20 protein-coding genes are annotated in these 26100 nt (G+C 70.6%); 8 read left to right on the plus strand and 12 right to left on the minus strand.

What is annotated here, in order from left to right; genetic code table 11:
• The first annotated feature begins 5 nt into the window (after positions 1–5).
• The 5 genes from H5965_RS07140 to H5965_RS07160 all read left to right on the plus strand — a co-directional run bounded on the left by H5965_RS07140 (position 6) and on the right by H5965_RS07160 (position 4104).
• Positions 6–1025 (plus strand): serine/threonine protein phosphatase, encoded by a 1020-nt coding sequence (locus tag H5965_RS07140; RefSeq protein WP_310968557.1) that lies wholly within the window; start codon positions 6–8, stop codon positions 1023–1025.
• Positions 1022–2053, plus strand: coding sequence for a protein kinase domain-containing protein (locus tag H5965_RS07145; RefSeq protein WP_310968558.1), 1032 nt, complete (start codon positions 1022–1024; stop codon positions 2051–2053). The genes H5965_RS07140 and H5965_RS07145 overlap by 4 nt, the downstream gene beginning before the upstream one ends.
• On the plus strand, positions 2050–2757 hold the full coding sequence (locus tag H5965_RS07150; protein ID WP_310968559.1) for a VWA domain-containing protein: 708 nt from the start codon (positions 2050–2052) through the stop codon (positions 2755–2757). Before H5965_RS07145 ends, H5965_RS07150 begins: the two co-directional genes overlap by 4 nt.
• A gap of 5 nt (positions 2758–2762) precedes the next feature.
• Complete coding sequence (locus H5965_RS07155; RefSeq protein WP_310968560.1) at positions 2763–3362, plus strand: hypothetical protein; 600 nt, start codon at positions 2763–2765, stop codon at positions 3360–3362.
• 286 nt (positions 3363–3648) lie between these two features.
• Positions 3649–4104: a hypothetical protein gene (locus tag H5965_RS07160; RefSeq protein WP_310968561.1), complete on the plus strand. Its 456-nt coding sequence runs from the start codon at positions 3649–3651 to the stop codon at positions 4102–4104.
• 4 nt (positions 4105–4108) lie between these two features.
• Here H5965_RS07160 and H5965_RS07165 read toward each other — a convergent pair whose 3' ends face one another.
• Together H5965_RS07165 and H5965_RS07170 are read right to left on the minus strand one after the other, a co-directional pair.
• Positions 4109–5035: a hypothetical protein gene (locus H5965_RS07165; protein ID WP_310968562.1), complete on the minus strand. Its 927-nt coding sequence runs from the start codon at positions 5033–5035 to the stop codon at positions 4109–4111.
• The gene (locus tag H5965_RS07170; RefSeq protein WP_310968563.1) at positions 5032–5673 is read right to left on the minus strand and encodes a hypothetical protein; all 642 of its coding nucleotides are present in this window, start codon (positions 5671–5673) and stop codon (positions 5032–5034) included. The genes H5965_RS07165 and H5965_RS07170 overlap by 4 nt, the downstream gene beginning before the upstream one ends.
• Positions 5674–5818: 145 nt before the next feature.
• On the opposite strand from H5965_RS07170, the gene H5965_RS07175 reads away from it, so the two are divergent.
• Positions 5819–8749, plus strand: coding sequence for a tetratricopeptide repeat protein (locus H5965_RS07175; protein ID WP_310968564.1), 2931 nt, complete (start codon positions 5819–5821; stop codon positions 8747–8749).
• Between the two features lie 2 nt (positions 8750–8751).
• Here the strand turns inward: H5965_RS07175 and H5965_RS07180 are convergent, their stop codons facing one another.
• From H5965_RS07180 to H5965_RS07210, 7 genes are all read right to left on the minus strand, one after another.
• A complete protein-coding gene (locus H5965_RS07180) occupies positions 8752–9951 on the minus strand; it encodes a helix-turn-helix transcriptional regulator (RefSeq protein ID WP_310968565.1) in 1200 nt (399 codons plus the stop codon).
• A gap of 100 nt (positions 9952–10051) precedes the next feature.
• On the minus strand, positions 10052–10231 hold the full coding sequence (locus H5965_RS07185) for a hypothetical protein (RefSeq protein ID WP_310968566.1): 180 nt from the start codon (positions 10229–10231) through the stop codon (positions 10052–10054).
• A gap of 175 nt (positions 10232–10406) precedes the next feature.
• Positions 10407–13517 carry a helicase HerA domain-containing protein gene (locus H5965_RS07190; RefSeq protein WP_310968567.1) on the minus strand — a complete coding sequence of 1037 codons (3111 nt, stop codon included), beginning with the start codon at positions 13515–13517 and terminating at the stop codon, positions 10407–10409.
• Complete coding sequence (locus H5965_RS07195; protein WP_310968568.1) at positions 13514–14167, minus strand: hypothetical protein; 654 nt, start codon at positions 14165–14167, stop codon at positions 13514–13516. Before H5965_RS07195 ends, H5965_RS07190 begins: the two co-directional genes overlap by 4 nt.
• A 9-nt stretch (positions 14168–14176) precedes the next feature.
• Positions 14177–15799 (minus strand): CATRA system-associated protein, encoded by a 1623-nt coding sequence (locus H5965_RS07200; RefSeq protein ID WP_310968569.1) that lies wholly within the window; start codon positions 15797–15799, stop codon positions 14177–14179.
• Positions 15796–16392 (minus strand): TIR domain-containing protein, encoded by a 597-nt coding sequence (locus H5965_RS07205; protein WP_310968570.1) that lies wholly within the window; start codon positions 16390–16392, stop codon positions 15796–15798. Before H5965_RS07205 ends, H5965_RS07200 begins: the two co-directional genes overlap by 4 nt.
• 201 nt (positions 16393–16593) lie before the next feature.
• The gene (locus H5965_RS07210) at positions 16594–17586 is read right to left on the minus strand and encodes an aldo/keto reductase (protein WP_310968571.1); all 993 of its coding nucleotides are present in this window, start codon (positions 17584–17586) and stop codon (positions 16594–16596) included.
• Between the two features lie 46 nt (positions 17587–17632).
• Here H5965_RS07210 and H5965_RS07215 point away from each other — a divergent pair, with 46 nt between their 5' ends.
• Together H5965_RS07215 and H5965_RS07220 are read left to right on the plus strand one after the other, a co-directional pair.
• Entirely contained in the window at positions 17633–18955 is a 1323-nt protein-coding gene (locus tag H5965_RS07215; protein ID WP_310968572.1) for a PLP-dependent aminotransferase family protein, read from the plus strand.
• 92 nt (positions 18956–19047) lie between these two features.
• Positions 19048–22278: a GH92 family glycosyl hydrolase gene (locus H5965_RS07220; protein WP_310968573.1), complete on the plus strand. Its 3231-nt coding sequence runs from the start codon at positions 19048–19050 to the stop codon at positions 22276–22278.
• Between the two features lie 211 nt (positions 22279–22489).
• On the opposite strand, the gene H5965_RS07225 is transcribed toward H5965_RS07220, so the two are convergent.
• The 3 genes from H5965_RS07225 to H5965_RS07235 all read right to left on the minus strand — a co-directional run bounded on the left by H5965_RS07225 (position 22490) and on the right by H5965_RS07235 (position 26090).
• Positions 22490–23548, minus strand: a complete 1059-nt coding sequence (locus H5965_RS07225) for a glycosyltransferase family 4 protein (RefSeq protein ID WP_310969652.1) — start codon at positions 23546–23548, stop codon at positions 22490–22492.
• Positions 23549–23672: 124 nt separating this feature from the next.
• Complete coding sequence (locus H5965_RS07230) at positions 23673–25151, minus strand: serine/threonine-protein kinase (protein WP_310968574.1); 1479 nt, start codon at positions 25149–25151, stop codon at positions 23673–23675.
• Positions 25152–25289: 138 nt separating this feature from the next.
• Positions 25290–26090, minus strand: a complete 801-nt coding sequence (locus H5965_RS07235) for an inositol monophosphatase family protein (protein ID WP_310968575.1) — start codon at positions 26088–26090, stop codon at positions 25290–25292.
• Between the last annotated feature and the right edge of the window lie 10 nt (positions 26091–26100).

Raw genomic sequence — 26100 nt, forward strand, 5'->3', positions numbered from 1 at the left:
GCCGGGTGGACGTCGAAGCAGGCCCGCGCGGCCCGGCCCGGTTGTGGCACCACGTCGAACCCGGCTTCACCGCGGTGGCGATCTGGACCGAACGCATCCCGGGACGGGGCGAGGACGCCGATCCCCTCCTCGTCTTCCACCGGCGCAGCGGGATGGGCCTGCTCGGGGTGTTCGACGGCGTCGGCGGGGCCGGCCGCGCCGTCGCGGGACGGACACCGCGGGAAGTCGAGCGCACCCAGGCGTGGCTCGCTTCCCGCCGGGTCCGCGGCCTCGTCGAGGAGTGGTTCGTCAGTGAACGTTCGGCCGCGTCCGCCGAAGGCCTCGCCGCCCTCGTCGCGGCCCGGCTCGGCGAGGGCGTTCCCCGGCGCGGGCGGGTGCGGGGATCCATCCACCGCGAGCTCCCGACGACGTTCGCCGGGCTGGCGTTCGACTTCGGCTCCGACGGCGTCCGCTGGGAAACGCTGTGGGCGGGCGATTCGCGGTGCTACGTCGTCGAAACCGGAACGGGGCTGCAACAGCTGAGCCGGGACGACTGCGACATCGACGACGTGCTGGCCCAGCTCCTCCAGGATCCGCCGATGACGAACGTGATCTGCGCCAACCGCCCGTTCACGATCAACACCAGTCCGGGTGCCGCCGGGCTGCCGTGCGTCCTCCTCTGCGCGACCGACGGCTTCTTCGGCTACGTCGATACGCCGGCCCGGTTCGAGCTCGTCCTGCTGGAGACCTTGCTGTCGTCTCAGGACTGCCTGCACTGGGCCGGCCAGCTGGCCGAACGGGTCGGTTCCTACACCGGCGACGACGCGTCGCTCGCGCTGGCCGCGTTCGGGTTCACCGACTTCGGCGCGTTGCGTGCGAGTTTCCGCGAGCGGCTCGACTACTTGCGGGCCGTCCACGCGGGCCCGATGGACGCCGTTCCGGCCGCCGACCGGCAGGCCCTGGTCGTGGCGCGGGAACGGTCGTGGCAGGCGTACCGGGGCGGTTACGAGCGCCGGCTGGCGGCCGGGTACCGGGAGCGCCGGTGAGGAAGGGCCAGATCTTGAACGGCTACGAGGTCGTGACGAGGCCGACCAACGCCGACGCCGGGAAGTGCCTCTGGGCCTTCGCGCGCAAGGACGGCGAGCAGTTCTTCATCAAGGAGTACCTCGACCCCAAGCGCCCGCGACCCGACTCGATGGGTTCGGTCGCCGACAAGAAGCGCCGCCACGCCGAATGCCGCCGGTTCGAACTCCGGCAGCGGCAGGTGGCGGACTCGCTGCGCAGCGACCATCCCAAGGCGGGCAACCTGGTGCTCACCCGGGACTTCTTCGTCGACGGCACCCGGTACTACAAGGTCACCGAACGCATCGCCGCGGCCGACGTCCGGCCACACGAACTGGATCCGGCGAGTCAGCTCGTCCTGGTGCGCACCCTGGCGGAAAGCCTGAGCCTGCTGCACGAAACCGGCATCGTGCACGGTGACCTCAAACCCGAGAACGTCCTGCTCCACCAGCCCGAGGGCAGCAGGCTCCACATCGCGAAACTGATCGACTTCGACGACGCCTACCCGGTCGGTGACCCGCCGCCCAGGACGGTGGTCGCCGGCAACCCGCTCTACGGCGCGCCGGAGTGGCTCGGCTACATCCGGGCCGAACCCGATGTCTCGCGGAAGGACCTGACCGGCGCCGTCGACGTCTTCGCATTCGCGCTGCTCGTCCACACCTACCTCACCGGATCGCCGCCGGAGCACGATCCTCGGCACGAATCGCCCGCCGCGGCGGTGCGGGCCGGCAGCCCGCTGCAGTGGGACCGCGCGCTCGGCGAGGGCTGGCCCGAGGTCTTCGACGCGATGACCGACGCCGATCCGGCGGCCCGCCCGGACGTCTCGGCGGCGGCGACGGACATCGGCGTCCTCCTCGGCCCGGGCCGCGGCCGGTCACCGGATCGGCCCGCACCGGCGCGGGGGCGCAGCCGCGTGCGCATCAACCTCGCCGGCCGCGCGGAAACCCGGCCACGCGGCCGGCTGCGGATCAATCTCAGCACCCCGCCACTACCCGACGAAGGGACCCGATGACCACCCAGGACCGGCAGCGCACGAACCTCGAGTACGCGGTCGACATCGTGCTCTGCATCGACACCACCGGCAGCATGGGACCCACGTTGGCCAACGTGAAGCACAGCGCGCTGTCGTTCCCGGGGCGGCTCGCCCAGGAGATGGCGGACAAGGGACGCGGGATCAGCCGCCTCCGCCTGAAGGTGATCGCCTTCCGCGATTTCGGCGACTGCGCGGACGACGCCCTCACCGAAACCGCGTTCATGACCGTTCCCGAAGAGCTCGGGGAATTCGAGCGTTCGGTTCGTGCGCTCGTCCCACGCGGCGGCGGTGACGCGCCGGAATCCGGGCTGGAGGCACTGGCGCTGGCGCTGGCTTCGGACTGGGAAACGGGTCTCGACCGGCGCAGGCACGTCGTCGTCGTGTTCACCGACGCCCCGGCGCACCGGCTCGGGGACCCGCGGCAGACCGGCGCGCGCACCTACCCGCGCTCGATGCCGTCCTCACTGGACGCGTTGTTCTCCCAGTGGGGACACGGGCAGAGCCGCACGGCGCTGATGGAAAACTCCGCGAAGCGCCTGCTGCTGTTCGCCCCGGAGCAGTATCCCTGGACCGACATCGCCGACGACTGGAACAACACGCTCTTCTTCCCGTCGACGGCAGGTGAGGGCCTGGAAGAGTGGGAAATGGACGAAATCATCGCGACCATCGCGAACAGTCTCTGACGCGGATGGGTGTGACGATCCGGCGGCGTCCGAGGCCGGAATGGCGGCCGGAACCCGGCCCCGGCTACGACCTGCGCCAGTACGACCGGGGACGGCCGACCGGCCTGGTGGCGGTGATGGGCTGGGACCACGGCACGGGCAAGCCACCCGGTCTGCACGGTCCGGACGTCCGGCTGTTCCGGGACCGGGCGACGCTGGTCATCGAAGAACACCAGCGCCCGGGGAACGCGGTCCGCGGGGTCGAGCTCCGCGTTCCCGTCTCGTCGTGCGTGACCGCCACCCTCGACGACGAGCCCGGGCTGCCCGGAACGGCTCTGGTGCGGCTCGTTCTCGTGGTCCGGCTGGGACGGCAGGCCACGTTCCGGGTTCCCCTGTGGTTTCCCTCGCGGAGCCGCCGTTTTCTCCAGCAGCTGGTCGACGAGGTCAGCGGGCGGGCACCCGGTCGAACCACGCGCCAGCCGGCCCCGAGACCTGCTTTGGTGCCTCTGGAAGTGACCAGGGCACCCGATGACGACGACTGGATCACCTTCAGGTCCGCGGACGAAGGAGAAGCGGTGCTGCCGCGGCGCCCGGGACGGGAAAACGAGGTCGGCAATGACGGATAACGCCGCGTGGAAATGCGATTCCTGCCACACCAACAACTACCGGGACGCCGAGTTCTGCCGCGTCTGCCAGCTGGAGCCGGGGAGTGCGACCGGGGCGACCGAAGTGGTCGTCCACGAACAACGGCAACCGGACGAATCGCCACAGTTGAAGTTCGTCCCGTCGAAGCACGGACCCGCACCCCGGCCCACCATCACGCTGACTCCCGTGCCGCCGAAACCGCCGGCACCGCCGGCACGGCCTGCACCACCCCCGCGGCCACCCCGGCCCGCTCCGGCGCGGCCACCGGTGCCGAGGGCCACCATCCGGAAGCTGGTCAAGGTGGTGCTGGGGGTCTTCGCGCTGGTCCTGCTCGCGGGGAACCTGCCCCGGCTGGCCGAGCTGCTCCCGGACATGTCGACGTCCGGTTCGGGGACGTCGACGGCCGGTCCGGCCTGCCCCGACGCGGCCGCGCGATGGTTGCCGGGCTCGGGCACGGGAGCGGTCCTGATCGCGCAGTACGACACGGGACAGCATCTGGTCACCATCTGCCGCGACAACGGCGGCCAGTACCACTACGACGGTCAGGTGAAGGGGAAAGCAGCCACGTCGGAGACCCACATCTCGCTCACCGCGACCGCGACCGCGACGGGCTTCCAGGCGCGCAACGCCGCTTACCTCTACGAGATCGACGGCTTGGACCTGCGCCTCACGAAGTCCGGGAAGCCGGTCAAGTCGTGGCGGCTCACACGGCTCGCTCCGTGAGCGGTCACGGGCGTTCCCACCGCATCCCGTACGCCATGCCGGGCGTGAGGTGGCTGAACCGCCGGTGCACCTCACCCGCGGGCTCGACCGGGACGAGCCGGCCGCGATAGCCCGGGTCCGCCACGTCCCGCTGGAACGCGCCGTCCAGGACGCAGACCTCCGACGGCCGCTCCTCCCCGAACCGGATGCGCAGGTCGAACTCATCGCACGGCTGCCGGGGCACGCTCGCCATGTGCGGCCTCAGCGCCGCCGCCGAAGGCAGCTGGAACAGCACGGCCAGTTCGCACGACTCACCGGTGGACAACGGTCGACGCAGTTCCAGCCCGTACCCCCACCGGTCGCTCGCCTCCATCCCGCGGTCCACCAGGTCGCCGCCGTACAACACCGTCACCGTGAGGTCCGACCGCCCCGACGGCAGCGAAACCGCCAGGTCGACGGACCGGAGGTCGTCCCCGTCGGCGACGATGCGACGCTGCTCCAGCACCGTGGGCCGAGGCTGGTCGAGCACCAGTGCCACCGCCAGCGACGCTGTGTGCCACCGCCCGCCCGGGTGCTGGTGCAGGGCCGTCGTACCCGTCGCCAGCTCGGCCAGCAGGTCGATCGCCTGGTCCGCGCGACGGCGGACCGTTCGCGGGTCGCGGTCCAGCTTCTCCGCCGCCCACTTGACCCGGTCCTGGTACAGCGGCTGGCGGGCCTCCGCACCGATCGCGAAGGCCGCCAGCACCACCACCCGCAGGTCCTCCGGGAGCTGACCCGCCAGCTCCGTGAGCCGGCTCGCCACCTTCCGGCGGACCGCCACCATCCCGTCCTCTTCCGAAACCGCGCAGGCCGATCGCAGCACCGGACCCACCCGGTCCTCGACGTTGCCCAGGAGGCCGCGTCCCTTGCGGAGGGACTTCAGCTCCTGCACCAGCTCCGCTTGCCCGCTCACGGTCGGTCTCCTTCAGTGCGTTTCCATGGCGTCTCCTTCCCGGGAAGGGTGCGACCGGCCGGTGGACGGGAAGTGGACAGAACGTGCATCACCGAGGCGATCAGCGCCGTCCCCACGCGGACGCCGTCGCGGCCGAGGTACGAGCGGAACGTGCCGATCCGCGCCAACGCGTCCTGGTCGGCGTCGCCGAGGCCGAAGGTCACCACCCGCGGGCAGCGCGCCCAGCCCGGGTCCGTCAGCGCCGCGAACGCCGGCGGCCAGGTCACCGGGTCCGTCGGCTGGCCGTCGGACAGGAAGAACACGATCGGCCGGTGAACCCGCACGCGGTGCGCCTCCAGCGCCCGCACGTCCGCTTCGATGACGTCACGCAGGAAGGTGAACACCGGCCCGAAGTTCGTGCCGGCACACGCCCCGGGTGCCGGCATGGCGGCCAGGTCGTCCATCGGGAACAGCGGCTGCACCACCTGCGGCGTCTCCGCGAACCCGATGACGCTGCAGAGGACCCGCTCGGCGACCGCCGCGTCCGCGTGAACCGCACCGCGGAACTCGCGCAGCCCGGCGTTCAGCTCGTCGATGTGATCGGCCATCGACAGCGAAACATCGCAAGCCACGTAACACGGCAACGCCTCGGACCCCATACCGGTTTCTCCTTCACCCTGATCGACCGGCGGAGCTTGGCAAGCGCGCGTGTACCGAACGTGGAAGAAATGCGGATTTTCGAAACCCTTACGGCCGATTGCGCGATGTCAAAGGCGAACAGCAAGCTGAAGCCGGGGAGGCCGTGTGGAGTTCCGGATGCTCGGCCCGCTCGAGGCGTGGCACGACGGCGCCCCGGTATCGCTGGGTGACCAGCAGCAGCGGTTCGTCCTCGTCGTGCTGCTCCTGCACGCGAACAAGCCGGTGACGCCCGCACGCCTCACGGAGATCGTCTGGGCCGGCGGCCGGGAAACCCGGCCCAACCTCGTGCGCAGCTACATCAAGCGGTTGCGCGACATCGTCCAGGTCGCGGACGACGTGACCATCGAGACGACACCGACCGGGTACCTGCTGCGCATCGGCGAGGACCAGCTCGACACGGCGCGGTTCGCCCGGCTGCGCAGCGAAGCCGCCACGGCCGTTGCGGTCGACCCGCGCCGGGCGATCACCCTGCTGCGCGAGGCCGTCGGCCTGTGGCGCGGGAAGTTCCTCGAAGACATCGACATCGACCGCGTCGGCGGCGCCGAGGTGATCTCCCCGGACGAGAGCTACCTCGACGTGGTCGGCGACCTGGCCGAACTGGAACTCGAGTCGGGTGATCACCGCTCGGCACGCGACCGGCTGCGGCCGCTCGTCCAGGCCGACCCGGCCGGCCAGCGCCACGCCGAGCTCCTCATGCGCGCGCTGCTCGCCGGTGGCGACCGGACCGCGGCGCTGCGCGTCTTCAACGGCACCCGCACCGCCCTCGCCGCACACCGCATGGAGCCCGGTCCGGTGCTGCGCAAGCTCGCGGCGCGCGCCGAGCGGGGTGATCCGCCCAGCTCACTGCCGTCGCGGCCCGGCGGGTTCACCGGCCGCGCGGCGGAAATCGGCGCGATCGAAGCGGCCGCCGCGGCCGGACGGCGTGCGGTCTGGGTGAGCGGCGCGCCGGGCGTCGGCAAGACCGGCTTGGCCGTCGAAGCCGCGCACCGGCTCCGCGACCGGTTCGCCGACGGCCAGCTCATGGTCCGCCTCAACGGCTTCACCCCCGGGGTACCGGAGACGGCGGTCGGGGACGCGCTCACCGAACTGCTCGTCGAACTCGGGGTGCCGTCCGAGCAGATTCCGGCCACCACCGGCCGGAAAGTACGGCTCTACCAGGACACCCTGTGGGGGACGCGCACGCTGGTGGTGCTCGACAACGCGGCGACGCCGGACCAGATCCGGCCGCTGCTGCCGGAGGCGGACGGCTGCCTCGCCGTCGTCACCAGCCGCCGGATGGGTGACGCGGACACCGGCGAGCACCTCAGGCTTTCGCCGTTGTCGCCCGAGGAGGCGACCGAGCTGTTCCACGCGCTGACCGACTCGCCGCGGGTGCGCGGCCGCGCGGCCGAGGTCTCCGCGGTGGTCCGGTGCTGCGGCTTCCTGCCGATGCCCATCCGCGTGGCGGCCGCGCTGTTCCGGCGGCACGACCGGTGGCCGTTGGAGCACCTGCTCCGCCTGCTCGAAGCGGGCGGCCCCTGGGGCGCGGACGACGGCGGCGGTACGGCCGCGGTCCGGGTGTCCTACCAGCAGCTCGGCGAACCGCAGCGAGCCATGTTCCGGCTGCTCGGCAGCCTGCCCGGGCCGGACGTCGACGTCACGGGCGGCGCGGCGCTCGCCGGCTGCACCCCGGCCGAGGCACGCCTGTTGCTGAACGACCTGCATGAGGTCAGCCTGCTGGAAGAGGCGGCGCCGGAGCGCTACCACATGCTCGATCCGCTCAAGGAGTTCGCGACCGGGGAGACGCCCGGCCGGCCGGGCGCCCTGATGCGGCTGCTCGACTACTACCTGGTCACGCTGGCTGCCGCGGTCGCCGCCGCGTACCCGTTCGACCGCGCGCAGCTGCCCACGATGGACCGGTCGTCCCCGGTTCGGCCGGTCTTCGCCGACGCACAGGCCGGGCTGCGCTGGATCGTCGCCGAGCGCGACAACCTCGTCGCCGCGATCCACTACGCCGCCACGCACGACCAGCCCGAGCACACCTGGCGCCTCGCGGTGCTGCTGTGGCGCTATTTCAACACCACGAACCAGTTCGAGGACTGGATCGCCACCCTCGAGCTCGCCTGGGAGATCGTCTCCGCCGACGAGGGGAACGACTACGGCCAGGCGCACGTGCTCCTGCGGCTGGCCACCGCGCACGACCGGGGCGGACGGCTCGCCGAAGCCCTCGAGAGGGCCGCACAGGCGCTGCCCAAGTGGCGCCGCCTCGACGATCCGCACGGCGAAGCGGCGACGCTGTGCGCCTTGGCCATCCCGACCATGGAACTGGGCCGGCACGAACAGGCGATGGCCCACCTGGCCGCCGCATTGGCCAAGTACGAGCAGAGCGAAGACCTCCGTGGGCAGGCCCATGCGCTGAGCATGCTCGGCTACCTGAACGAACAACGCGGCAACCTCGACGTCGCGCTGGGCCAGCACTCGGCGGCCGCGCGGATGTTGCGCACGATCGGCCACGTGCAGGGGGTGGCGCACACACTGAACAACCTCGGGTCCGTCCAGGAGAAGCTGGGACTGCTCTCGGAGGCATTGGCCAGCTACACGGACGCGCACGCGTTTGCCGCCGAAGTCGGCGATCGCTGCGTCGAGGCCTACGCGCTGAACAACATCGGCAACGTGCACCGCCAGCGCGGCCGCTACGCCGAAGCCGTGCGCTACCACGACAAGGCCAAGGAAGTGGCGGCGAACGTGCCGGACGCTGACCTGCGCACCCAGCTCTACCTCGACCGCGGCGCGACGGCCCTGGCCCGTGGTGCCCGGGCGGAGGCGCTCACGGCCTGCAAATCGGCGCTGGACATGGCCGACGGAAGCGGCAACCGCGCCTACCGGGCCCGCGCCCACCGCGGTGTGGCCGAAACGCTGCACGAAATGGGCGACCACGGGGGCGCCGTCGCCCACTGGGCCGCGGCGGAGGCCGAATTCGCCGCGCTCGAGCTGCCGGAGGCCGGCGAGGTGCGGGAGGAACGCTCGGCACTGGGTTGCGCCTGCGGCCCGCGCTGACGTCAGTGCCGGTGCAGCACGCGGCTCAGGTCGGGGTAGATCTCCCGGACGGTGTGGTGACCGCGCCACCGGCTGAGGCACCGGCCCAGTTCGCGCAGGTCGGTGCGCACGGTCGCGGAGTCGACCTGGGCCACGTCGTCGATCGTCGCGGCCAGGGTCCGGCAGCTCTCGTCGATCTCCCCGTCCAGCGCGTAGGCGAGTGACCTGCGGACGCCGAAGCGCGCCCGGGTGCGCCGGTTCGTGACCGGGACCCCCGCGAGCTCCTCGGTCAGCAGGACCGCCGCTTCACGGGGTCGTCCGAGGTCGACCAGGGACCAGCCGCGGGCGAGGGCAAGCGGGTCCGGCGCGGTCGAGCCGAGCACGGGGTAGTCGCTGCTGTCGGCAGCCGAGTACAGCGGTCCGGCGGCGCCGTCCATCGCCCGTTCGAAGGCACTCCGGTCGCCGGCCAGCGCGTGTCCTTGCGCCTCCCGCCGCGCGGCCAGGCCGATCGTGCGCGAACCGGGTCTGCCGAGCCGCTGCGCCTGACGCGCCAAGTCGATCGTGGCGATCGGGTCGTGCCGGTAGAGCGCCAGCCCGGCCTCACGGACGTAGGCGTAGCTCGCGATGTCCCGGTCCCCGGCGGCGCGAGCCAGCTCGGAGGCGTGTTGCGTCCACGACAGTGCGTCGTGTTCGTTGCCGGCTTCCTGGCTCAGCCACCCGGTGTATTCGGCCATCCGGGCGGCGAGCAGCAGCAGCCGGGACCGGACGGGCTCGGGATTGCCCCTGGCCAGCGCGTGCACCGTGTGTGTCTGGGTGACCAGCGACTCGAGGACCACCGCCGGGCTGGTCTGCATGCCCAGCGTCCGCAGCTGTTCGAACGACGCCCGCAGCCCGGCCACCGCGCGCTCGTCCAGGAGCGGCCGCGGCCCGCCGGCCAGTGCGATGCCGAGCACCGCTCCGGCGCCGGCCAGCATCTGGCGGCGGTCCAGCGTGTTCGCGGACTGGGCGCGTGCTCGCGTCTCGTGCGCCGCCTCGATCAGGGCGCCACCGGCGTCCAGGACACTGTCGCAGATCCGCGCCAGCGTGGGGTTCGGTGGCTTGAGGTCGTTCTCGATCTTGCTGATGTAGCTCTTGCTGTAGTTGACCCGCTTGGCCAGCTGCCCCAAGGAGATCCCGGCGGACTCACGACATTCACGCAACAACCCGCCAAAAGATCTGGCCATGCGGACCTCCATTCTCACCGCGTTCGAGTACACCATTTTCAATCCGGGTGCGCAATTGCCGTTGCCGGCCGCGGACGAGCCGCGGCCGGCCCGGCACACATCACCCGTGCCAGGGGTTGCCGTCCGTGCCCGCCGGCGGCGGAGTGGTGGTGACGGGCGGCGGCGTCCCGCCGTCACCGTCGGCGAACGCGGCGGTGGAGCCGATCACGGGAGCCGCCGCGACGATGCAGAGCGCGAGCAACGGGCCGCCGATTTTGGCCAGCTTCGTAGACAAGGACATGACGAATCCTCCCTGAGAAAGGTGATTGTTTCGGGCGCTTTGCGGAATTTCTGCGCCCTGCAATCAGGATTCGTCACGCGCGATTCGGCGACAAGGAGTTGACCGTTTCCCACCGGAAGGGTCAACGGTGGACACACGCGGAGGCCGCGTTCCCCCTCGGAACGCGGCCTCCGGATCAGCGACCCTCGCGGGCCCGGTCGAGCACTTCCTCCAGCCTCAACGGGCTGGGTGGGTGGTGGCTCAGGCAGAGCGGGGCCCGCATCGGGCGGAACCCGAACTTCTCCCCGGTCACGTAGAACTGCCCGCGTTCGAGCCGCGAGATGTCCCCGACGGTGCTGCCCTTCGCCCTGGCCATCTCGTTCGCCGCCGCGATCTGCGCCGGGCTGTTCAGGCGGCCGAAGAACTGCGTCGTCGCGTTCCCGGTGATCTGGTTGTGCAGCCCCTTGGGCGCTTGCGTGGCGAGCAGCAGGCCGAGCCCGTACTTGCGGGCCTGGGAGGCCAGCATGATGGTGCTCTGGGTGCTCGCCGTCCACCCGCCCGAAGGCGCGATCGTCTGGGCTTCGTCCATGACGAACAGTCCGCCGAGCGGCCGGTCGGCCGCGGGGTGGCGCTTGATCCAGGCGAACACTTCCAGCTGGAGCTGGCTGACGAACCCCTGCCGCTGCTCGTCGGACGGCAGCCCCACGAAGCTGATCACCGAGATCCGGGCCCGCTTGCCGGGCGAGGGCGTCAGCAGCACGGCCGGATCGGCCGGCTCACCCGAGCCCCCGAGCAGCGGATCGTTGACCATCGCGGCCCGCAGCGTTTCGGCGAGGTCGGCGGCGGTCTTGGTACCCGTGGCGAGTTTGCTGACGCCCATCGGCAGTTCGGCGAGCACGTCGACGAACCCCGAAAGGCTGCGCGACTCCTTCCGCGCGTAGTGGGTGAGCGCTTCCCGCAGAACGGCTTGCCCCCGTACGGCGGACTTCGCCCCACCGCTGACGCGCGCGTGCGGGATGAGCCGCGCCACGGCGGCCTCGACCGCCGCGGCGAACTCGTCTTCATCATCGCGAACGCCCGCGAAATCGGGCAGCGGGTGGAAGCTCAGCGGCCGCCCGGCAGCACGTCCGGGAGTCCAGACGACAACTTCGGTCCCGGCGAGGTAACCGGCGGCGGCTTCGGCGTCGCCGGGCCGCCAGGCTTCCGGTGGTTCGGGCCAGGCATCGCCGAGCCGGGCCAAGTCGTTGTTCGGATCCAGGACGATGGCGGAGACACCCCGCAGGGCACATTCCTCGATGATCCGGCGGAGCAGAACGGTCTTCCCGGTCCCGGACCCGGCAAAGACGACGGCGTGCTTGCGGAGGGACTCGAGTTCGATGCGGATCTCACCGTCCACGCCAAGGGTGAACTCACCGGGTTTCGCTTCCGGCTCCGGCTCCGGCTCCGGCTCGGCCGTTGCCGGCGGCGGCCGGGTTTCCCGCTGGTTGCCCTCGGGACGCCCCGGGTCGGGCAGGATCTGGCGGATGAGGTCCGTCCTGCTGGCCGGTTTGCGGGCGACCAGCCAGTTGAGCAGGTGGTAGCTCTGCCTGGTGAGCAGCTGCTTCAGCGCCGAGAACGTCCGGATGTCCGCCTCGCTGATCTTCACGCGCGGGCTGCCGAGCTGATCCAGCTTCCCGAGCTCGTCGATGGTCACGTCACCGCCCCAGCCCTTTCCCCCGTCGTGGATCAGCACCAAGTGCCGATTTCGGACCCCTTCCTGGACCTTGGCGGCCATCCGGGCCTCACGCAGCTTGCGCAGGACGATGTTGCCGTGCTGAGAGGCGATTGCCCGGAACACCCACTGCTCCCAGACATCTCCCTCCTCGTCCACCGTGCGGCGCAACCCGGCGTGGAGTTCGCCGGCACCGTTCAAGGATTCGGTCGCCCAGGATCGGTCGTCGTTGCCCACCTCCGTGATCCACGACTTCAGCGCGGCTTGGACGAGGTCCGGCATGATCTCGTCCACTTGGCGCTTGCTCATCGGGGATCGGACGTCCGCGCGGTCGTAGAGATCGCGGAACTGACGGTCGAACTCCTCGAAGTAGGGAGGTTCCTCATCGAATTCGCGGGAAACCTCGATGACCACTTCGCCAGGCTCCTCATCGAAAGAAGCCAGTTCTCTGATCCGGCCGTACAAGCACGCTTCGGCGTGCTCCTGGACTCGCCTCAGCAGCTGCCGCGGGGTGTAGGCGCTCCACGAAGCACCAAATGCCCCCGGCGCCACCGGCCAGGTGGGATGCGGCGGCTCGAACCCGATCTCCCGGTAGAGCATGCCCAGCCATTTACCCACCACGGCACAGCCGAGCCTGGGGTCGACGATGGCACCGAGATTCGGCGTTTCGGCGAACCGGTCGTCGAACGAGTCGGTCGCCGCGTCCCGAAGGAGGTTCCAAGTCGTGGGCAGGCACGCCACGATGGACAACGTCCGGCGAGTTTTCTCGCGCAACTGCATCAGGCCGTCGGCGATCTGCGCGAGCTCGCTGGTCGCTTCCCGGCCCGATTCGTCCGCCACCTTGGTGATCAGTGAGTCCAGCTGGTCGATCGCGGCAACGCTCGGCCCGGTCAGCGCAAGCACGCGCGAAATCTCCGCGACCACGTCTCGCGGCTCTTTCGGGTCGGCCGGCAGTCCCCAGCGCCGGTGCTTCTTCGCCGAGTCCTCACCCGCCAGACCTGAAAGGTATTCCTTGCCGGTGGCCGACAGATCAGTGTCGGCTGCCGCGTACAACACCAGCGCACGGAGGCTGTCCGCGCACTCGACGGCGACTTGGGCATCGACCCTGCGAAGTGCCCCGATGAAACTGTTGAGCTCTGCCTTCGTGAGCGGTGCGTCACCGCGGATCACCTTGGCCACCGGCTCGGCGACTTCCGCCTTGTCGCACAACCGTCGCAGCAGCTTGGTCAACTGGAGCTCACCGTCATCGCCCTTGCGCCACAATTCACTGCGCATGGCACGCAGGACGTCATCCCAAAAGGCCTTGCCCGTGGAGATGTCGATCAAGAAGAAGTAGCCGCTTTCCTGCTGCACGATCCTCCGGACGCGGCCCAGCAGATGGGTCTTTCCCACGCCCTTCTGCCCCTGCAACGCGAGGCCGATCGGGCTCGGGCCCCGGCTGTTCTTCGCGTCCTGGATGCCCGCCCGGATCCGGTTTTCGGCCAGCGTGTGCAGTCCTTCGACGTGGAACGGCGACGTACCCCAGACGTCGTCCGGCGTCTCCGCCGAGTTGAACCGGACCGCGGCGAGAGCTTGGCGTTGCTGTTCTTCCGTCATGACTCCCCGATCGACAGAAGGTGCTTGTCCTCCCTGCCGACTCGGATCGCCGCCGCGCGGTCCTCGTCGGTGAGCCCCCTGCGGTTCGAATCGGGAGCCAGCTGGGCTTTGCTGGTTTTCATCAGCTCCAGCAGCTTCTCGTCGACTTCGGCCTTGGCCACGCCGTTCAGCTTGGGCCGGATCTGCGCCAAGCGCACGAACTGCTGGGGCCTGGTCGCGAGCTGCCGGTAAGCCTCGCGGATCAAGGTCTCGAGATCGACGGGCGCGGCCGTATCGAGGGCATCAAGCCGGCGCTGTTCGTCTTCCCCGTGGAGGAAATCGACCAGACTGACTTTGCGATCTCGGAGCCGACGCACCAGGCGCCGGAGGACTTCGAATACGGTACGGACCATCGGGCCGGGCCTCTGCGGAGGCTCGACCTCGGCGAGGTGATCCTCGCACCACGTGATGCCGGGGCCCTTGATCTGCAGGTAGTAGCGGCCGCTCTGCTTACGCACAGCGATCAGCCCCTTCGTCTCCAGCCTTTCACGAGCAGTGGGGCTCAGCTTCACTCCATAGGTCTTCACGAGCTCCGCATTCGGCACCTCCTCGTTCGCCAAGGTCAGCGCGATGAGTGCACCCCGCTCATCGGTCCCGAACTTCTCCGCCATTTGATCTCCTCACTGGTTGTACACGGTGATCCGGCGCTCGAGCCGGCTGAGCAGTGCGTCGATTTCGGTGCGAAGCTGCTCCGGCGCAGGGAAACGCCTGCCGGTTGCCCGGACCTCATTCAGCTGCTCGAGATCCACCGTCAGATCCTTGAACAGCAGCATGTCGCCGTCCTTCAACGCCGTGGTCATCTCGGTCACCGTCTGCTGGACGAGGGACCAGCGTCCGCGATGCCCCGCTTCGGCGGGCACCTTCCTCAGTGCCGCAACGGCATCCTGCAACGCAGCCTGGTCGGAATCGGGCCGGCTCGGTGCCGAATCCGTGACGATTTCGTGCAGCTGACGCGCCACCTGCCGGGGCCGGGTGTTGGCGTCGAGGTGGAAGAGACGCAGGTTGCGGAGAAACGCGGGCATCCGGTCCGGATCGGTCGCCCGGGTGAGCACACAGAAGAGCTGTCGTCCGGTGTCGGCATCCAGCGTGTGCCGCAGGAACCGTTCCGCCTCCATCGCTTGCCAACGGCTCACCCAGCCGTCCACGACCAGGCAGAGGTGCTTCGCCGGGTTGCCGGTCTGCTCCAGGAACTCCGGATCGCCGGACTGTGACCGGTCGACGCGCAGACCCAGTTCGCCCAGCCCCTGAATCAGATCCGTGGCCACCTTCGGTTCCGGCCGGGGAACCGACACCAGCAGGTCCAGGTCGTAGGACTGCCGCTGGGTGCGGGCCGCGGCCACATACGCATCCCGGTTGTCCGCGAGCAGATCGGTGCGGTCGAACTGCTGCGCCAAGACGGCAGCGACCGTCTCCATGGCGAAGGAGACCTGATCCGGCGACGGGGTGCGCTCCTCCAGGACCGGCAACTGCTCGCCGAAGCTCCAGTAGGAGACGTACGGCACGGTGGTGTGCCGCAGCATCAGATCCTGCGTGACGCTCTTGGCCAGCCAGTTCCGGAACAGCGGCGAGGCGACTTCCGCGCACCGTTGCTGCCAGGCCTCGGCCCGCTCGTACTCGACCCGGTTGTCCAGCCGGGACAGGATGGGCAGCACGAGGTGCGGCGGGCGATCGTAGGGCAGCCGGTCGCGAGCGACGTTCGCGAGCTGCGCGATGTCCACGGCACCTTCGACACTCTGCTGGTTGGCGGTGAACAGCACGGCCAGGCGGTCGGGCAGGTGTGCGGTGCAGATGCCACCGCTGTCCGAGATCCCCGTGCGGCTGTCGATCAGGACGAAATCGTATTTCGCGGTCCACTCGGCCCGGCACCGCTCCAGGAACTCCGCGAACCCATCGCGGTAAAGACTTTCCCAGTCGATGTCCTGGACCCTGCGCGTGTAATCGGCGTCCTGGCGGCCGGCAGCCAGGAGGGAAACCTCACCGTCCGCGAAATCGAGCCGGATCGCGTGCCGGGCCGGGCGCTCGGCGCCGGCGCGGAAGTCGGAGGCCAGATCGACGACGCCGCCCTTGGGCGCCTTCGGCAGCAGCGGACGGAAGTAGTGGTGGAGTCCGGGAGCCTCGAGGTCCCAGTCGATCGTGAGGACGCGATAACCCCACCGGGCCAGCACCAGGGCGACGTTGGCCAAGGTGAAGCTGCGCCCCACTCCGCCCTTGTACGAGTAGAAGGTGATGACGGTTCCGGTCATGAGCCGAACCTCGGCAGCAGCGGCGGCGGAGGCAGCACGGGGTCCGGCTGCGCGATGACCGGCCAGTCCGACTGCCACGCCGGCACCTGCTTCAGCAGGTCGGCGAGGTCCTGCGCACACTGCCTCACCTTCTGCTGGAAGGAGTGCCAGTCCCGGGTGTCCTGGTACCCCGGTCCCGGGTTGTCCAGCCCTTTGAAGTCCCACCAGGATCGGCGGAGTCCCTCTTCTTCGAACGCGTTCGAGTCCGAGTAGCGAATGGGGTAGATCAAGCCCTGCGGGCATTGCGGGCTCGCCAGACCGAGGACTTCCTCACGCGCCTGCATGCTTTTCCACTCGGCCATGCACCACTTCGACGTGAAGTACGGAGCAGAAAGAACTGCGACCATGATCTTGCTGTGACGCAGGGCGTTCTCCAGCTGTGAAGGCCAGTGCACGCCGCGATGCATGCCCTTGTCGAGGAAAATTTTCGGTTCGTACCCGACTTCATCGACGAGGAAGTCGACAAGCCAGGGATAGAAGTTGGTCAGCAGCCATTTCGACGCAGTTCCGCGACGGGGGTAGCTGATGAACAGATCGTACTTGTAGCCGGGCACGCCGACGATGATAAGCAGCCGACTGCGCCGTTCACCAGGTCACGCGCTGGCCAATAAACGCGATAATGTCCAAAAACTTGCTAAAAAGTGGACATTCCCGAAAGGTCAACCCGCCTTCCGATGATCGGCCACCGACGTCACCATGACGTGGCGGCGGCGCGACGAGCACAAGCCAAGTGTCGCCGCGCTGCTCGCCGCCGCCTATGCGTTGTCCAGTACGGACAACAGCTCCTCCGGGAGCTCCAACGTGAACGCCGGGGCGATCGACTCGTAGTGCTCCCACGTGCGTGGGCCGATCAGCGGGATGACGCCGTGGTGCGGCAACCACGCCAGGGCCACCTGGTTGCCCGACGCGCCCAGTGCCGACGCCACCTTCGCCACCGCGGCCAGGCGGGCTTCCGACTCCGGGCCCGCATAGGACCGCCAGACCGGAGTGGACTCGCGGTACGCGGCGTCGTCGTAGATTCCGCGTAGCAGTGAGGAATACGCCGCCAGGGAGACGTCCGGGTGCAGCGACAGCCAGTCCAGGAGCTCGGCGCCCGCGATCGAGGGGACGTCGGCGCCGGTGGGGCGCAGGTACGAGTGCTGGACCTGGACCGCCGCCGGGGAGGCCCAGCCGTTGGCCAGCGCCAGGGACCTGATGCGCTCCAGGCGCCACGTGCGGACGTTGCTCCAGCCGATGTGCCGCACCTTGCCCGCCCGGACCAGACCGTCCAATGCGGACAGGGTTTCCTCCAGCGGGACGCGGCGGTCGTCGACGTGGATGTAGTAGAGGTCGATGTGGTCGGTGCCCAGCCGCCGGAGGCTGTGGTCCACCTCGCGCTCGATCACCGCCGCGCCCGCTCCCTCGAACGTGCGCTCCACCCCGGCCCAGTCCACCGTGCCGTCCGGATGCCGGGCCGCGCGCGCCGCTGGGAGGTTCGTGATGCCCGCCGACACCTTCGTCGCCAGGAAGACGCGGTCGCGGCGGCCCTTCAACAGGCGGCCGAGGAGGGACTCGCTTTCGCCGCCGGTCGCGTCCGGCGCCCACCAGGCGTAGCAGTTCGCCGTGTCCAGGAAGTCGCCGCCCGCGTCGAGGTAGGCGTCCAGGATGCGCTTCGACGTCGGTTCGTCCGTCGACGTGCCCATCGTCATGCAGCCCAGCGACACCTGGCTGACGTGCTGACCGGTCAGGCCCAGTTCCACCTTCTTCATACGACCACGCTAAGGCCGGATCGGTCCGGTACTACAGTCCAATATCGTGGCAGGATCACAGACCGATTGGGGCGTGCTGCTGGAGCCGGCCGGACCGGGTCCGAAGCACGAACAGCTGGCCAGGGCCTTGCGCAAGGCGATCCGGGACGGCGTCCTGACCGGCACCGTCCCGCCCAGCCGCCGGCTCGCCGCCGACCTCGGGTGCTCGCGGTGGGTCGTCACGCAGGCCTACGCCCAGCTCGTCGCCGAGGGGTACCTGGCCGGGCGCACCGGGTCGGCCACCCGGGTCCGGCCGGTGGGTGACGCGGTGGCGCCGCCCGAACCGGCGCGGGTGCCGGCGCCGCGGTACGACCTCGCTCCCGGACTGCCCGACCTGCGCAACTTCCCCCGCCGGGCCTGGGCCGAAGCGGTCCGCGAAGTGCTCGCGAACGCGCCGCACGCGGACTTCGGGTTGCCCGAGCCGGGCGGTCACCCGCGGCTGCGCCAGGTCCTGGGCGACTACCTCCGGCGCGTCCGCGGCGCCGCGCCCGGCACCGTGCTGGTCTGCGGCGGTGTCACCGACGGCGTGGCCGGCGTATGCCGCGCGCTGGTCGAGCGCGGCAGCACGCGGCTCGCCGTCGAGGATCCCGGGTGGACGCGGTTGCAGCGGACGGCCGAAGGCGCCGGGATGACCGTCCACCCGGTGCCCGTCGATGGCGAAGGCATCGACGTCGGGCGGATTCCGGCGGGCGTGCGCGCCGTGCTCGTCACGCCCGCGCACCAGTTCCCCAGCGGCTCGGTCCTCTCGCCGCGGCGGCGCGCCGAGCTGCTGGCCTGGGCGCGGGACGTCGACGGCCTGATCCTCGAGGACGACTACGACGCCGAGTTCCGCTACGACCGGCGGCCCGTCGGCACCGTCCAGGGCACCGATCCGGGCCGGGTCGCGCTCTTCGGTTCGGTCAGCAAGACGCTCAGTCCCGCGCTCGGACTCGGCTGGGTCGTCGTACCTCCACAGTGGACAGTGCGGGCCCATCCGCCGCCCGTGCTCGACCAGCTCGCGCTAGCGGGCTTCATCACCAGCGGCGGCTACGACCGGCACCTGCGGGCCGCACGGCTGCGCTACCGCGCGCGGCGCGACAAGCTCGTCGACGCGCTCGGGCCGGCGCGGCTCTCCGGGGTCGCCGCCGGATTGCACCTCGTGCTCCACCTCGACCAGGACGCCGCGGCCGTCGTCCGGAAGGCGAGGGCGGCCGGGGTCAAGGTGACCGATCTCGACGGCTACCGGACGACGCCGGGCGAACCCGCGCTCGTCCTCGGCTACGGCAACCTCGCCGACACCGGCGTCGAGGCCGCCGCGCGGCTGCTCCGGCGGGCCATGACAACGGTTTGACCTGGTTGCCGCCTTCTCAAATGTTCGCGGATGTGAAAAGCTGCCAGACAGTCCGCTTCTGACAACGTTGTCACCTGGGAGGTGCGCGCCCCATGGGGTCGCCAAGCAGACAACTGATCGCCGCGGCGGCCGCCGCGCTCGTGGTCGCCGCCACGACCCAGGCCACCGCCCACGCCGCCGCGCCGGTCGACCCGGTGGGCCTGGTCAAACCGTTCGTCGGCACGCAGAACTTCGGCAACACGTTCCCCGGCGCCAGTGCGCCCTTCGGAATGGTGCAGGTCAGCCCGGACACCGGCGGCCAGGGCGGCTACGACTACCTGCAGAACGCGATCTACGGCTTCAGCCAGACACACCTGTCCGGCGTCGGCTGCGGCGTGATGGGCGAGCTGCCGATCATGCCCACGACCGGCGCCGTGGACAACGTTGACAAAGACGCCTACAAGTCCGGGTACAGCCACGACGACGAGCACGCCGAGCCCGGCTACTACCGCGTCGGCCTGAAGAAGTACGGCATCAACGCCGAACTGACGGCGACCGCGCGCACCGGCTGGCAGCGCTACACGTTCCCCTCGACCGGACAGGCGAACGTCCTGTTCAACACCGGCCAGGCCAACCAGTCGGTCAAGGACTCCGAGATCCACGTCGTCGGCGACCGGACGCTCGAAGGCCGGGTCAAGGCCGGCGGCTTCTGCGCCGGCCACGACGAGCACACCGTCTACTTCACCGCCACCTTCGACCGGCCGTTCAGCTCGTTCGGCACCTGGCGCGGCTCGACGCGCACGCCGGGCGGCCGCGACGCCGCGGGCACCGGCGGCAACGGCGCCTGGGCCAGCTTCGACGCGAGCACCGACCACGACGTCGTGCTCAAGGTCGGCCTCTCCTACACCGGTCTCGACGGCGCCCGGAAGAACCTGGCGGCGGAGACGTCGGACTACGACTTCGACGCGACGCGGGCCGCGCTGCACCAGCAGTGGGCCGACCGCCTCGGCGCGATCAAGATCGCGGGTGGCACGACCGACCGGCAGACGGCGTTCTACACCGCGCTATACCACGCCCAGCTGCACCCGAACCTGGCCGGCGACACCGACGGCGCGTACACCGGCTTCGACGGCAAGGTGCACACCGCGAGCGGTTACACGCCGTACCAGAACTTCTCGCTGTGGGACACCTACCGGCCGCAGAACCAGCTCCTGGAGATGCTGGAACCGCAGGTCGCGCGGGACGTCGCGCTGTCGGTCGTCGCCATCGGCCGCGACGGCGGGTGGCTGCCGCGCTGGGCGCTGGCCGAGAGCGAAACGAACATCATGACCGGCGACCCGGTGACGCCGTTCCTCGTCGAGGCGTGGTCGAAGGGCCTGCTCGCCGGGCATGAAGAAGAGGCGTACGCGCTGCTCAAGAAGAACGCGACGAGCACGCCGCCCGCCGATTCGCCGTACAACGGCCGCTCCGGCGTCAACTACTACAACGAGCGCGGGTACCTCCCGAGCGGGCTCGAACTCGGCAAGGACTGCGCGGCCAAGGGCGGTGACAACGACTGTGAGCACCCGGCGTCGGCGACCATGGAGTACGCCGCCGCGGACGCGTCGCTCGCGTTGATGGCCCGCGGGCTCGGCCACCAGGCCGACGCGCGGATGTTCGCCGACCGCGGCCAGTGGTACCGCAACCTGTGGGACGCCTCGATCGGCCAGTTCCGCCCGCGCACCGCCGAGGGCACGTTCGTCACGCCGTACAACCCGGTCGACGCCGGCCACCAGTTCCACGAAGGCGGCGCCTACCAGTACCAGTGGCTCGTGCCGCAGGACCCGGCCGGGCTCGTCTCCCTGATGGGCGGCCGGACGGCGACCGAGAAGCGCCTGGACTCCTTCTTCTCCTACGGCAACCTCCTGAAGGACCCGGCCGGCACCGCGCGGAAGGACTGGATCGCCAGCCCGTACGACTACTACGGCAAGGCGACCTACAACCCGAACAACGAGCCCGACCTGCTTGCGCCCTACATGTACAACTGGGTCGGCGCCCCGGCGAAGACGGCGACCGTCGTCCGCGCGGCGATGACGCTGTTCACCACCGGCCCCGACGGCATGACCGGCAACGACGACCTCGGCACCATGTCGGCCTGGTACGTCTTCTCCTCGCTCGGCCTGTACCCGACGATGAGCGGCGCGAACTTCCTCGCGCTGTCGAGCCCGCAGTTCGAGTCGGCGACCGTCCGCATCGGACAGTACGGGTCCGCCCAGGGCGGGACGCTCACGGTGTCGGCGCCGGGCGCGAGCGACGCGAACCGGTACATCCAGAGCGTGTCGCTCAACGGCCGGGACGTCCGGAAGACGTCCCTGGACTGGGCTTCGCTGGCGCACGGCGGGACGCTGTCGCACAAGCTCGGCTCTCGCCCGTCCTCGTGGGGGACGTCGGTGGCTGCGGCGCCGCCTTCGGTGAACAACGCGACCGGCGACCAGCGGCGGCACGTCGACGCGTCGCTGCGGCAGACGTCGGTGGTGATCCCCGCAGGTGCCGCGCAGCAGGTACACCTCGACCTGGACGTGGTGGCGCAGAACCCGGGCCTGCAGCCGGTGACGGTTTCGGTGACTTCGCCGTGGAAGTCGCGGGTCCAGCCGCTCCTGCTGGTCTGGTCCGGACGGCTGCCGGTGTCGCGGACGGTCCCGATCACGCTGACCGTGCCGGCCGGCGCGGCCTTGGGGACGTACCCGGTGCAGGTCCGGGTGTCCGGGCCGAACACGGTGACCCGCTCGGCGACGGTCGAGGTCCGGACGCCGTCGGCGTGCGTGGCGACCGGCCCGCAGTGCGCGGTCGACCTGACCCGCGACCGCAACCACGACGGCACGGCCACAGTGGCCGCGTCCGACCAGGGCAACTTCGACGGCGGCGGCTGGAGCTACGACGCCGACCTGCTCCCGGCGGCCGGACCGGTGGTCTGGGACGGCGTCACGTACGCGGCGCCGGACGCTTCGGGGACGGCACCGAACTTCGTCGAGGCCCGCGGGCAGTCGCTGCTGCTGCCGGCCGGTCAGCACTCGGGGCTTCGCATGGTGGGGGCGTCGCACAACGGCCCGGTGTCGACGACGGTGACGGCGCACTACACCGACGGGACCAGCGCCGATCTGGCGGTGACCTTCGGCGACTGGGCGGGGTCCGGGAGTCCGGTGCTGCTCGAGATGCCGCACCGGATCAAGGCCGGCAGCGGGGTCGACGGGCCGCCCGTCCGGCTGTTCGGGATCTCGGCCGCGCTGGACGGCGGGAAGACCGTGCAGTCGGTGAGCCTGCCGAACGACCCGCGGGTGGAGATCTACGCGCTGACCTTGGCGTGACGCGTCAGCCGCGGACTTCGGGCGCCTGAGGCGGGCGGTCGAGCTTGCGGAATTCGACCCACTGGCGGCTGGTCTCGTCCCAGACGACCTGGTGCTCGGTGAAGAATTCCGCAAGCCGGCCGCGGGGGTCGTGACGATGTAGTGGCCGGGTCGCTGCGGCGGGGACGCCATCGGGCCAGGGTCGTGGAATCTCAGCACCCCGGCAAGGGTGTCAAGCGACGATCCGCGGTTCGGACGCCAGCCGCGACAGGACGTGCGTCAGCCGCCGGGCCGCCACGTCCCACTCCTCCAGCGCGCTGCCCCGGCCGAGCGCCGCCGTGCGCAGGGAGCGGCGCAGTTCCGGGTCGGCGTACCAGCGGTGCAGCGCGTCCGCCAGTGCGTACGGGTCGTCCGGCGGCACCAGCAGGCCCGGCATCTCGCCGTCGGCGTCGACGCCCAGTGCGTCGTACACCCCGCCCACCTCGGTGGCCAGGACCGGGATGCCGCGGGCCAGTGCCTGGGCCACGAACATGCCGGACGTCGCCGCGCGGGCCGGGATGACCAGCAGGTCCGCCGCGTTGTAGGCCGCGCCCAGGTCGACCTCGTCGCCCGCCAAGGTGATGCGGTTGCCGAGGCCGAGGCGCTCGATCGTCCAGCCGAGCTCGTCGACGTACGCCGGGTCCGCCGTCAGGGAGCCGGCGAACACGCACGACAGCGCCAGGTGGTCGACCTCGCCGAGGGCCTGGACCAGCACGTCGTGGCCGTTGCGGCGGGTCACGTCCCCCACGCAGAGCAGGCGGGACACGCCGTCCGCGCCCGCCGCGAGGGGGGCCGCGTCGGTGCCGGGCTTGGCGACGTAGACGCGGGCCGGGTCCAGGTCGTGGCGGTCGATCAGCAGCCGGGCGAGCCAGGGGCTGGTCGCGACGACCATGCCGGCCATCCGCAGCGTCTCGCGCTCGCACGCGTCGAGCTCCGCGGCGTGCGCGGGGGCGAGGCCGGGCTCGTCGGCCAGCGCCTGGTGCACCAGCACGGCCAGCCGCAGCCGCCGCGCGTGCGGGACGACGATCTCGGGCACACCGGAGGCGATCATGCCGTCGAGCAGCACGACCGTGCGGTCCGGCAGCGCGGCGAGGGACCGCGCCAGTCTCCGTCTCGACGTCGCGTCCGGCTCCGGCCAGTCGCCGGCGATCGGCAGCTCCAAGACGGGCTGGCCGACGGCGGGCAGGTTCTGGCACATCCGCTTGTCGTAGGTGTCGCTGCCCGGCGGCGCGGCCGGGAGGATGAACACCATCGGGTCGGCGGGCCTCATCGCGCGCGCCGGAGCAGGCGGGGTTCGGAAACAGACACGGCTACCTCCAGCGTGGGTCGACGGCGGTGACGGCTCATACGTCACACGCACCCCAAGCCGGGAAGGTTCAGCTGCTCTGCGAGTCGATCTTCCAGACGCCGCCCTCTTGGACGAGCGTGAAGGTGTCGTTCTCGGCCTTTCCGCCGTCGTAGAGGACGGTCGCCGTGACCCGGCCGCCCCCGGCATCGCGGGGATTGCTCACGGTCACCGACTTGTACCGGCCCCAGAAGCTCTTGTACGTCTCGTAAGTCTGGTTGCGGGAAGCCTTGAACCGGGCCGTGAGCAGGTCCCACGCCGCCGCCGGGTTGCTCGGCAGCAACCCGTAGTAGGCGGTGAGAGCCTCGACGGGGGTCTTCGAGGAGGCCACCGTCGAAACGGTCGGCGAAGTCGGGGCGGTCGACGGCGCCGACGTCGGCGGCGAAGAGGGCGCGGGGGTCGACGGCGGCGTCGAGGAAGGAGCCGCGGACGCCGAGGTGGACGGCGTCGGCGACGGCGGTGCGGCGACGTTGTCCTGCGGCGGCTTCTGCCGCACGACCAGCAGGATCGCCACGACGACGGCCACGCACAGCAGCGCCGCGCCCGCCCCGACGGCGATCAGGCCCTTGCGCGCGCCCGGCGACACCGCGGTGACCTCGCCCGCGGGCACGGTGACGGCGGCCGGCACGACCGGCACCGCCGGGGGCTCGGTTTCGGGGACGGTCGCCGCGAGCACCGAATCGCCGGGCTCCGCGTCCGGCAGCAACGCCCGCAGCTCCTGCTCGACCTCGTCCATCGACGGGCGCTCGGCCGGCTCGGAGGCGAGCATCCGCACCAGCAGCGGCGTCAGCCGGCCCGCCTTCTCCGGCGGCACGATCTCGCCGCTGGAGGCCTTGTAGAGCAAGGCGATCGGGTTGTCGGCGGTGCCGTAGGGCGACTGCCCCTCGACCGCGGCGTACAGCGTGGCGCCGAGCGAGAAGACGTCGGCGGCGAAGTCCGCGTCCTCGCCGCGGGCCACTTCAGGCGCGAGGTACGCGGGCGTGCCGGCGATCTCGCCGGTGGCGGTCAGCTTGACGTCACCGATCGCGCGCGAGATGCCGAAGTCGGTGATCTTCGCCGTGCCGTCCTCGGAGACCAGGATGTTGGCCGGCTTCACGTCGCGGTGCACCACCCCGGCGCGGTGCGCGCCCGCGAGCGCCGAACTGATCTGCACGCCGACGCGGATGGCGTCGTCCACCGTGGCCGGCTCCTCGCCGAGCACGAGGGCCAAGCTCTTCGACGGCAGGTACTCCATCACCAGCCACGGCCGGTCCTCCTCCTCGAGGACGGCGAACACGGTGATCGCGTGGGAATGCTGCAACCGGGCGGCGATCCGCGCCTCGCGCATCGCGCGATTCTTCGCCTCCTGGGTGCGTTGCTCGTCGTGGTCGTGCGGCAGCAGGAGTTCCTTGATCGCCACGGTGCGGTCGAGCTTCTCGTCCTGGGCCCGCCACACCGTGCCCATCGCGCCGCCGCCGATCGGCTCGACCAGCCGGTACCGATCGCGGATCCGGCGACTTTCCACGAGCATCCACCATTCTCCGAAGTGGCCGACGAGATCCGGTCAGCATGCCAGGCTGGGCGGCCGACCGGTACCAACGTAACCGAAAACCTTGCGCGGACAGCGCAAACGAGCGCTGTGGCGCCGCCCACGGTGTACCCCGGAATCCTAACGAACAACCCCGTACGCGCGATCAAGTGCGTCCACGATCTCCTTGCGCAGCCCGGCGCCGACGGCGATCGTCGCCGCGGAACCGACCGTGTGCTCGGTGCCGTCGCGGTCGACGACGACGCCACCGGCCTCGCGCACGAGGAGCACGCCGGCCATGGTGTCCCACGGGTTGTTGGACAGGATCAGTGCGGCGTCGAGCTTTCCGTCCGCCACCCAGGCGAGGTCGATGGCCGCCGTGCCGAGCATCCGGATCTTCTGCGCCCGCGCGCCGAGATCCGACAGCAGGGTCAGCCGGGCGCGGTTCTTCTCTTCGGCGAGCTCTCCGATCGCGAAGTCCCCGACGGCGATCATCGCGTCGGAGATCTCCGTGGCGGTGGAAGCGCCGACGCGCTCTCCGTTCGCGAAAGCACCACCGCCGCGCGCGGCGGTGTAGGTGACTCCGAGGTACGGCAGCGTGATCGCGGCGACCGTGCTGTGTTCGCCGTCCACGAGCGCCAGGGAAATCCCGCACAGTGGAATTCCGCGCGCGAAGTTCGCCGTCCCGTCGATGGGGTCGAGCGCCCACCAGCGGCCACCGCCGTCCCCGCTGCGGCCGCGCTCCTCCCCGAGAATCCCGATCTCCGGCGTCTCGGCGGCGAGGAACGCCCGCAGCGCGTCCTCGACCGCGGTGTCGACGTCGGTCACCAGGTCGCGATCGCCTTTCGCGGAAACCGAAAAACTCGGGCGCGACCGGACGATCTCCGTCGCCTTCGCCACGGCCTCGCGCGCGACGTCCAGTAGTGCGGCATGCTCGGTCATGCCACCAACC

The sequence above is a fragment of the Amycolatopsis sp. 505 genome (assembly GCF_031625235.1).
Taxonomy (GTDB): domain Bacteria; phylum Actinomycetota; class Actinomycetes; order Mycobacteriales; family Pseudonocardiaceae; genus Amycolatopsis.

Coding starts and splice junctions, on each gene's coding strand:
- H5965_RS07230 (WP_310968574.1), bottom strand. CDS start 25,151: ATGCTCGTGGAAAGTCGCCGGATCCGCGATCGGTACCGGCTGGTCGAG.
- H5965_RS07180 (WP_310968565.1), bottom strand. CDS start 9,951: ATGGCCAGATCTTTTGGCGGGTTGTTGCGTGAATGTCGTGAGTCCGCC.
- H5965_RS07235 (WP_310968575.1), bottom strand. CDS start 26,090: ATGACCGAGCATGCCGCACTACTGGACGTCGCGCGCGAGGCCGTGGCG.
- H5965_RS07220 (WP_310968573.1), top strand. CDS start 19,048: ATGGGGTCGCCAAGCAGACAACTGATCGCCGCGGCGGCCGCCGCGCTC.
- H5965_RS07170 (WP_310968563.1), bottom strand. CDS start 5,673: ATGGGGTCCGAGGCGTTGCCGTGTTACGTGGCTTGCGATGTTTCGCTG.
- H5965_RS07185 (WP_310968566.1), bottom strand. CDS start 10,231: ATGTCCTTGTCTACGAAGCTGGCCAAAATCGGCGGCCCGTTGCTCGCG.
- H5965_RS07200 (WP_310968569.1), bottom strand. CDS start 15,799: ATGACCGGAACCGTCATCACCTTCTACTCGTACAAGGGCGGAGTGGGG.
- H5965_RS07190 (WP_310968567.1), bottom strand. CDS start 13,517: ATGACGGAAGAACAGCAACGCCAAGCTCTCGCCGCGGTCCGGTTCAAC.
- H5965_RS07195 (WP_310968568.1), bottom strand. CDS start 14,167: ATGGCGGAGAAGTTCGGGACCGATGAGCGGGGTGCACTCATCGCGCTG.
- H5965_RS07155 (WP_310968560.1), top strand. CDS start 2,763: ATGGGTGTGACGATCCGGCGGCGTCCGAGGCCGGAATGGCGGCCGGAA.
- H5965_RS07150 (WP_310968559.1), top strand. CDS start 2,050: ATGACCACCCAGGACCGGCAGCGCACGAACCTCGAGTACGCGGTCGAC.
- H5965_RS07225 (WP_310969652.1), bottom strand. CDS start 23,548: ATGGTGTTCATCCTCCCGGCCGCGCCGCCGGGCAGCGACACCTACGAC.
- H5965_RS07210 (WP_310968571.1), bottom strand. CDS start 17,586: ATGAAGAAGGTGGAACTGGGCCTGACCGGTCAGCACGTCAGCCAGGTG.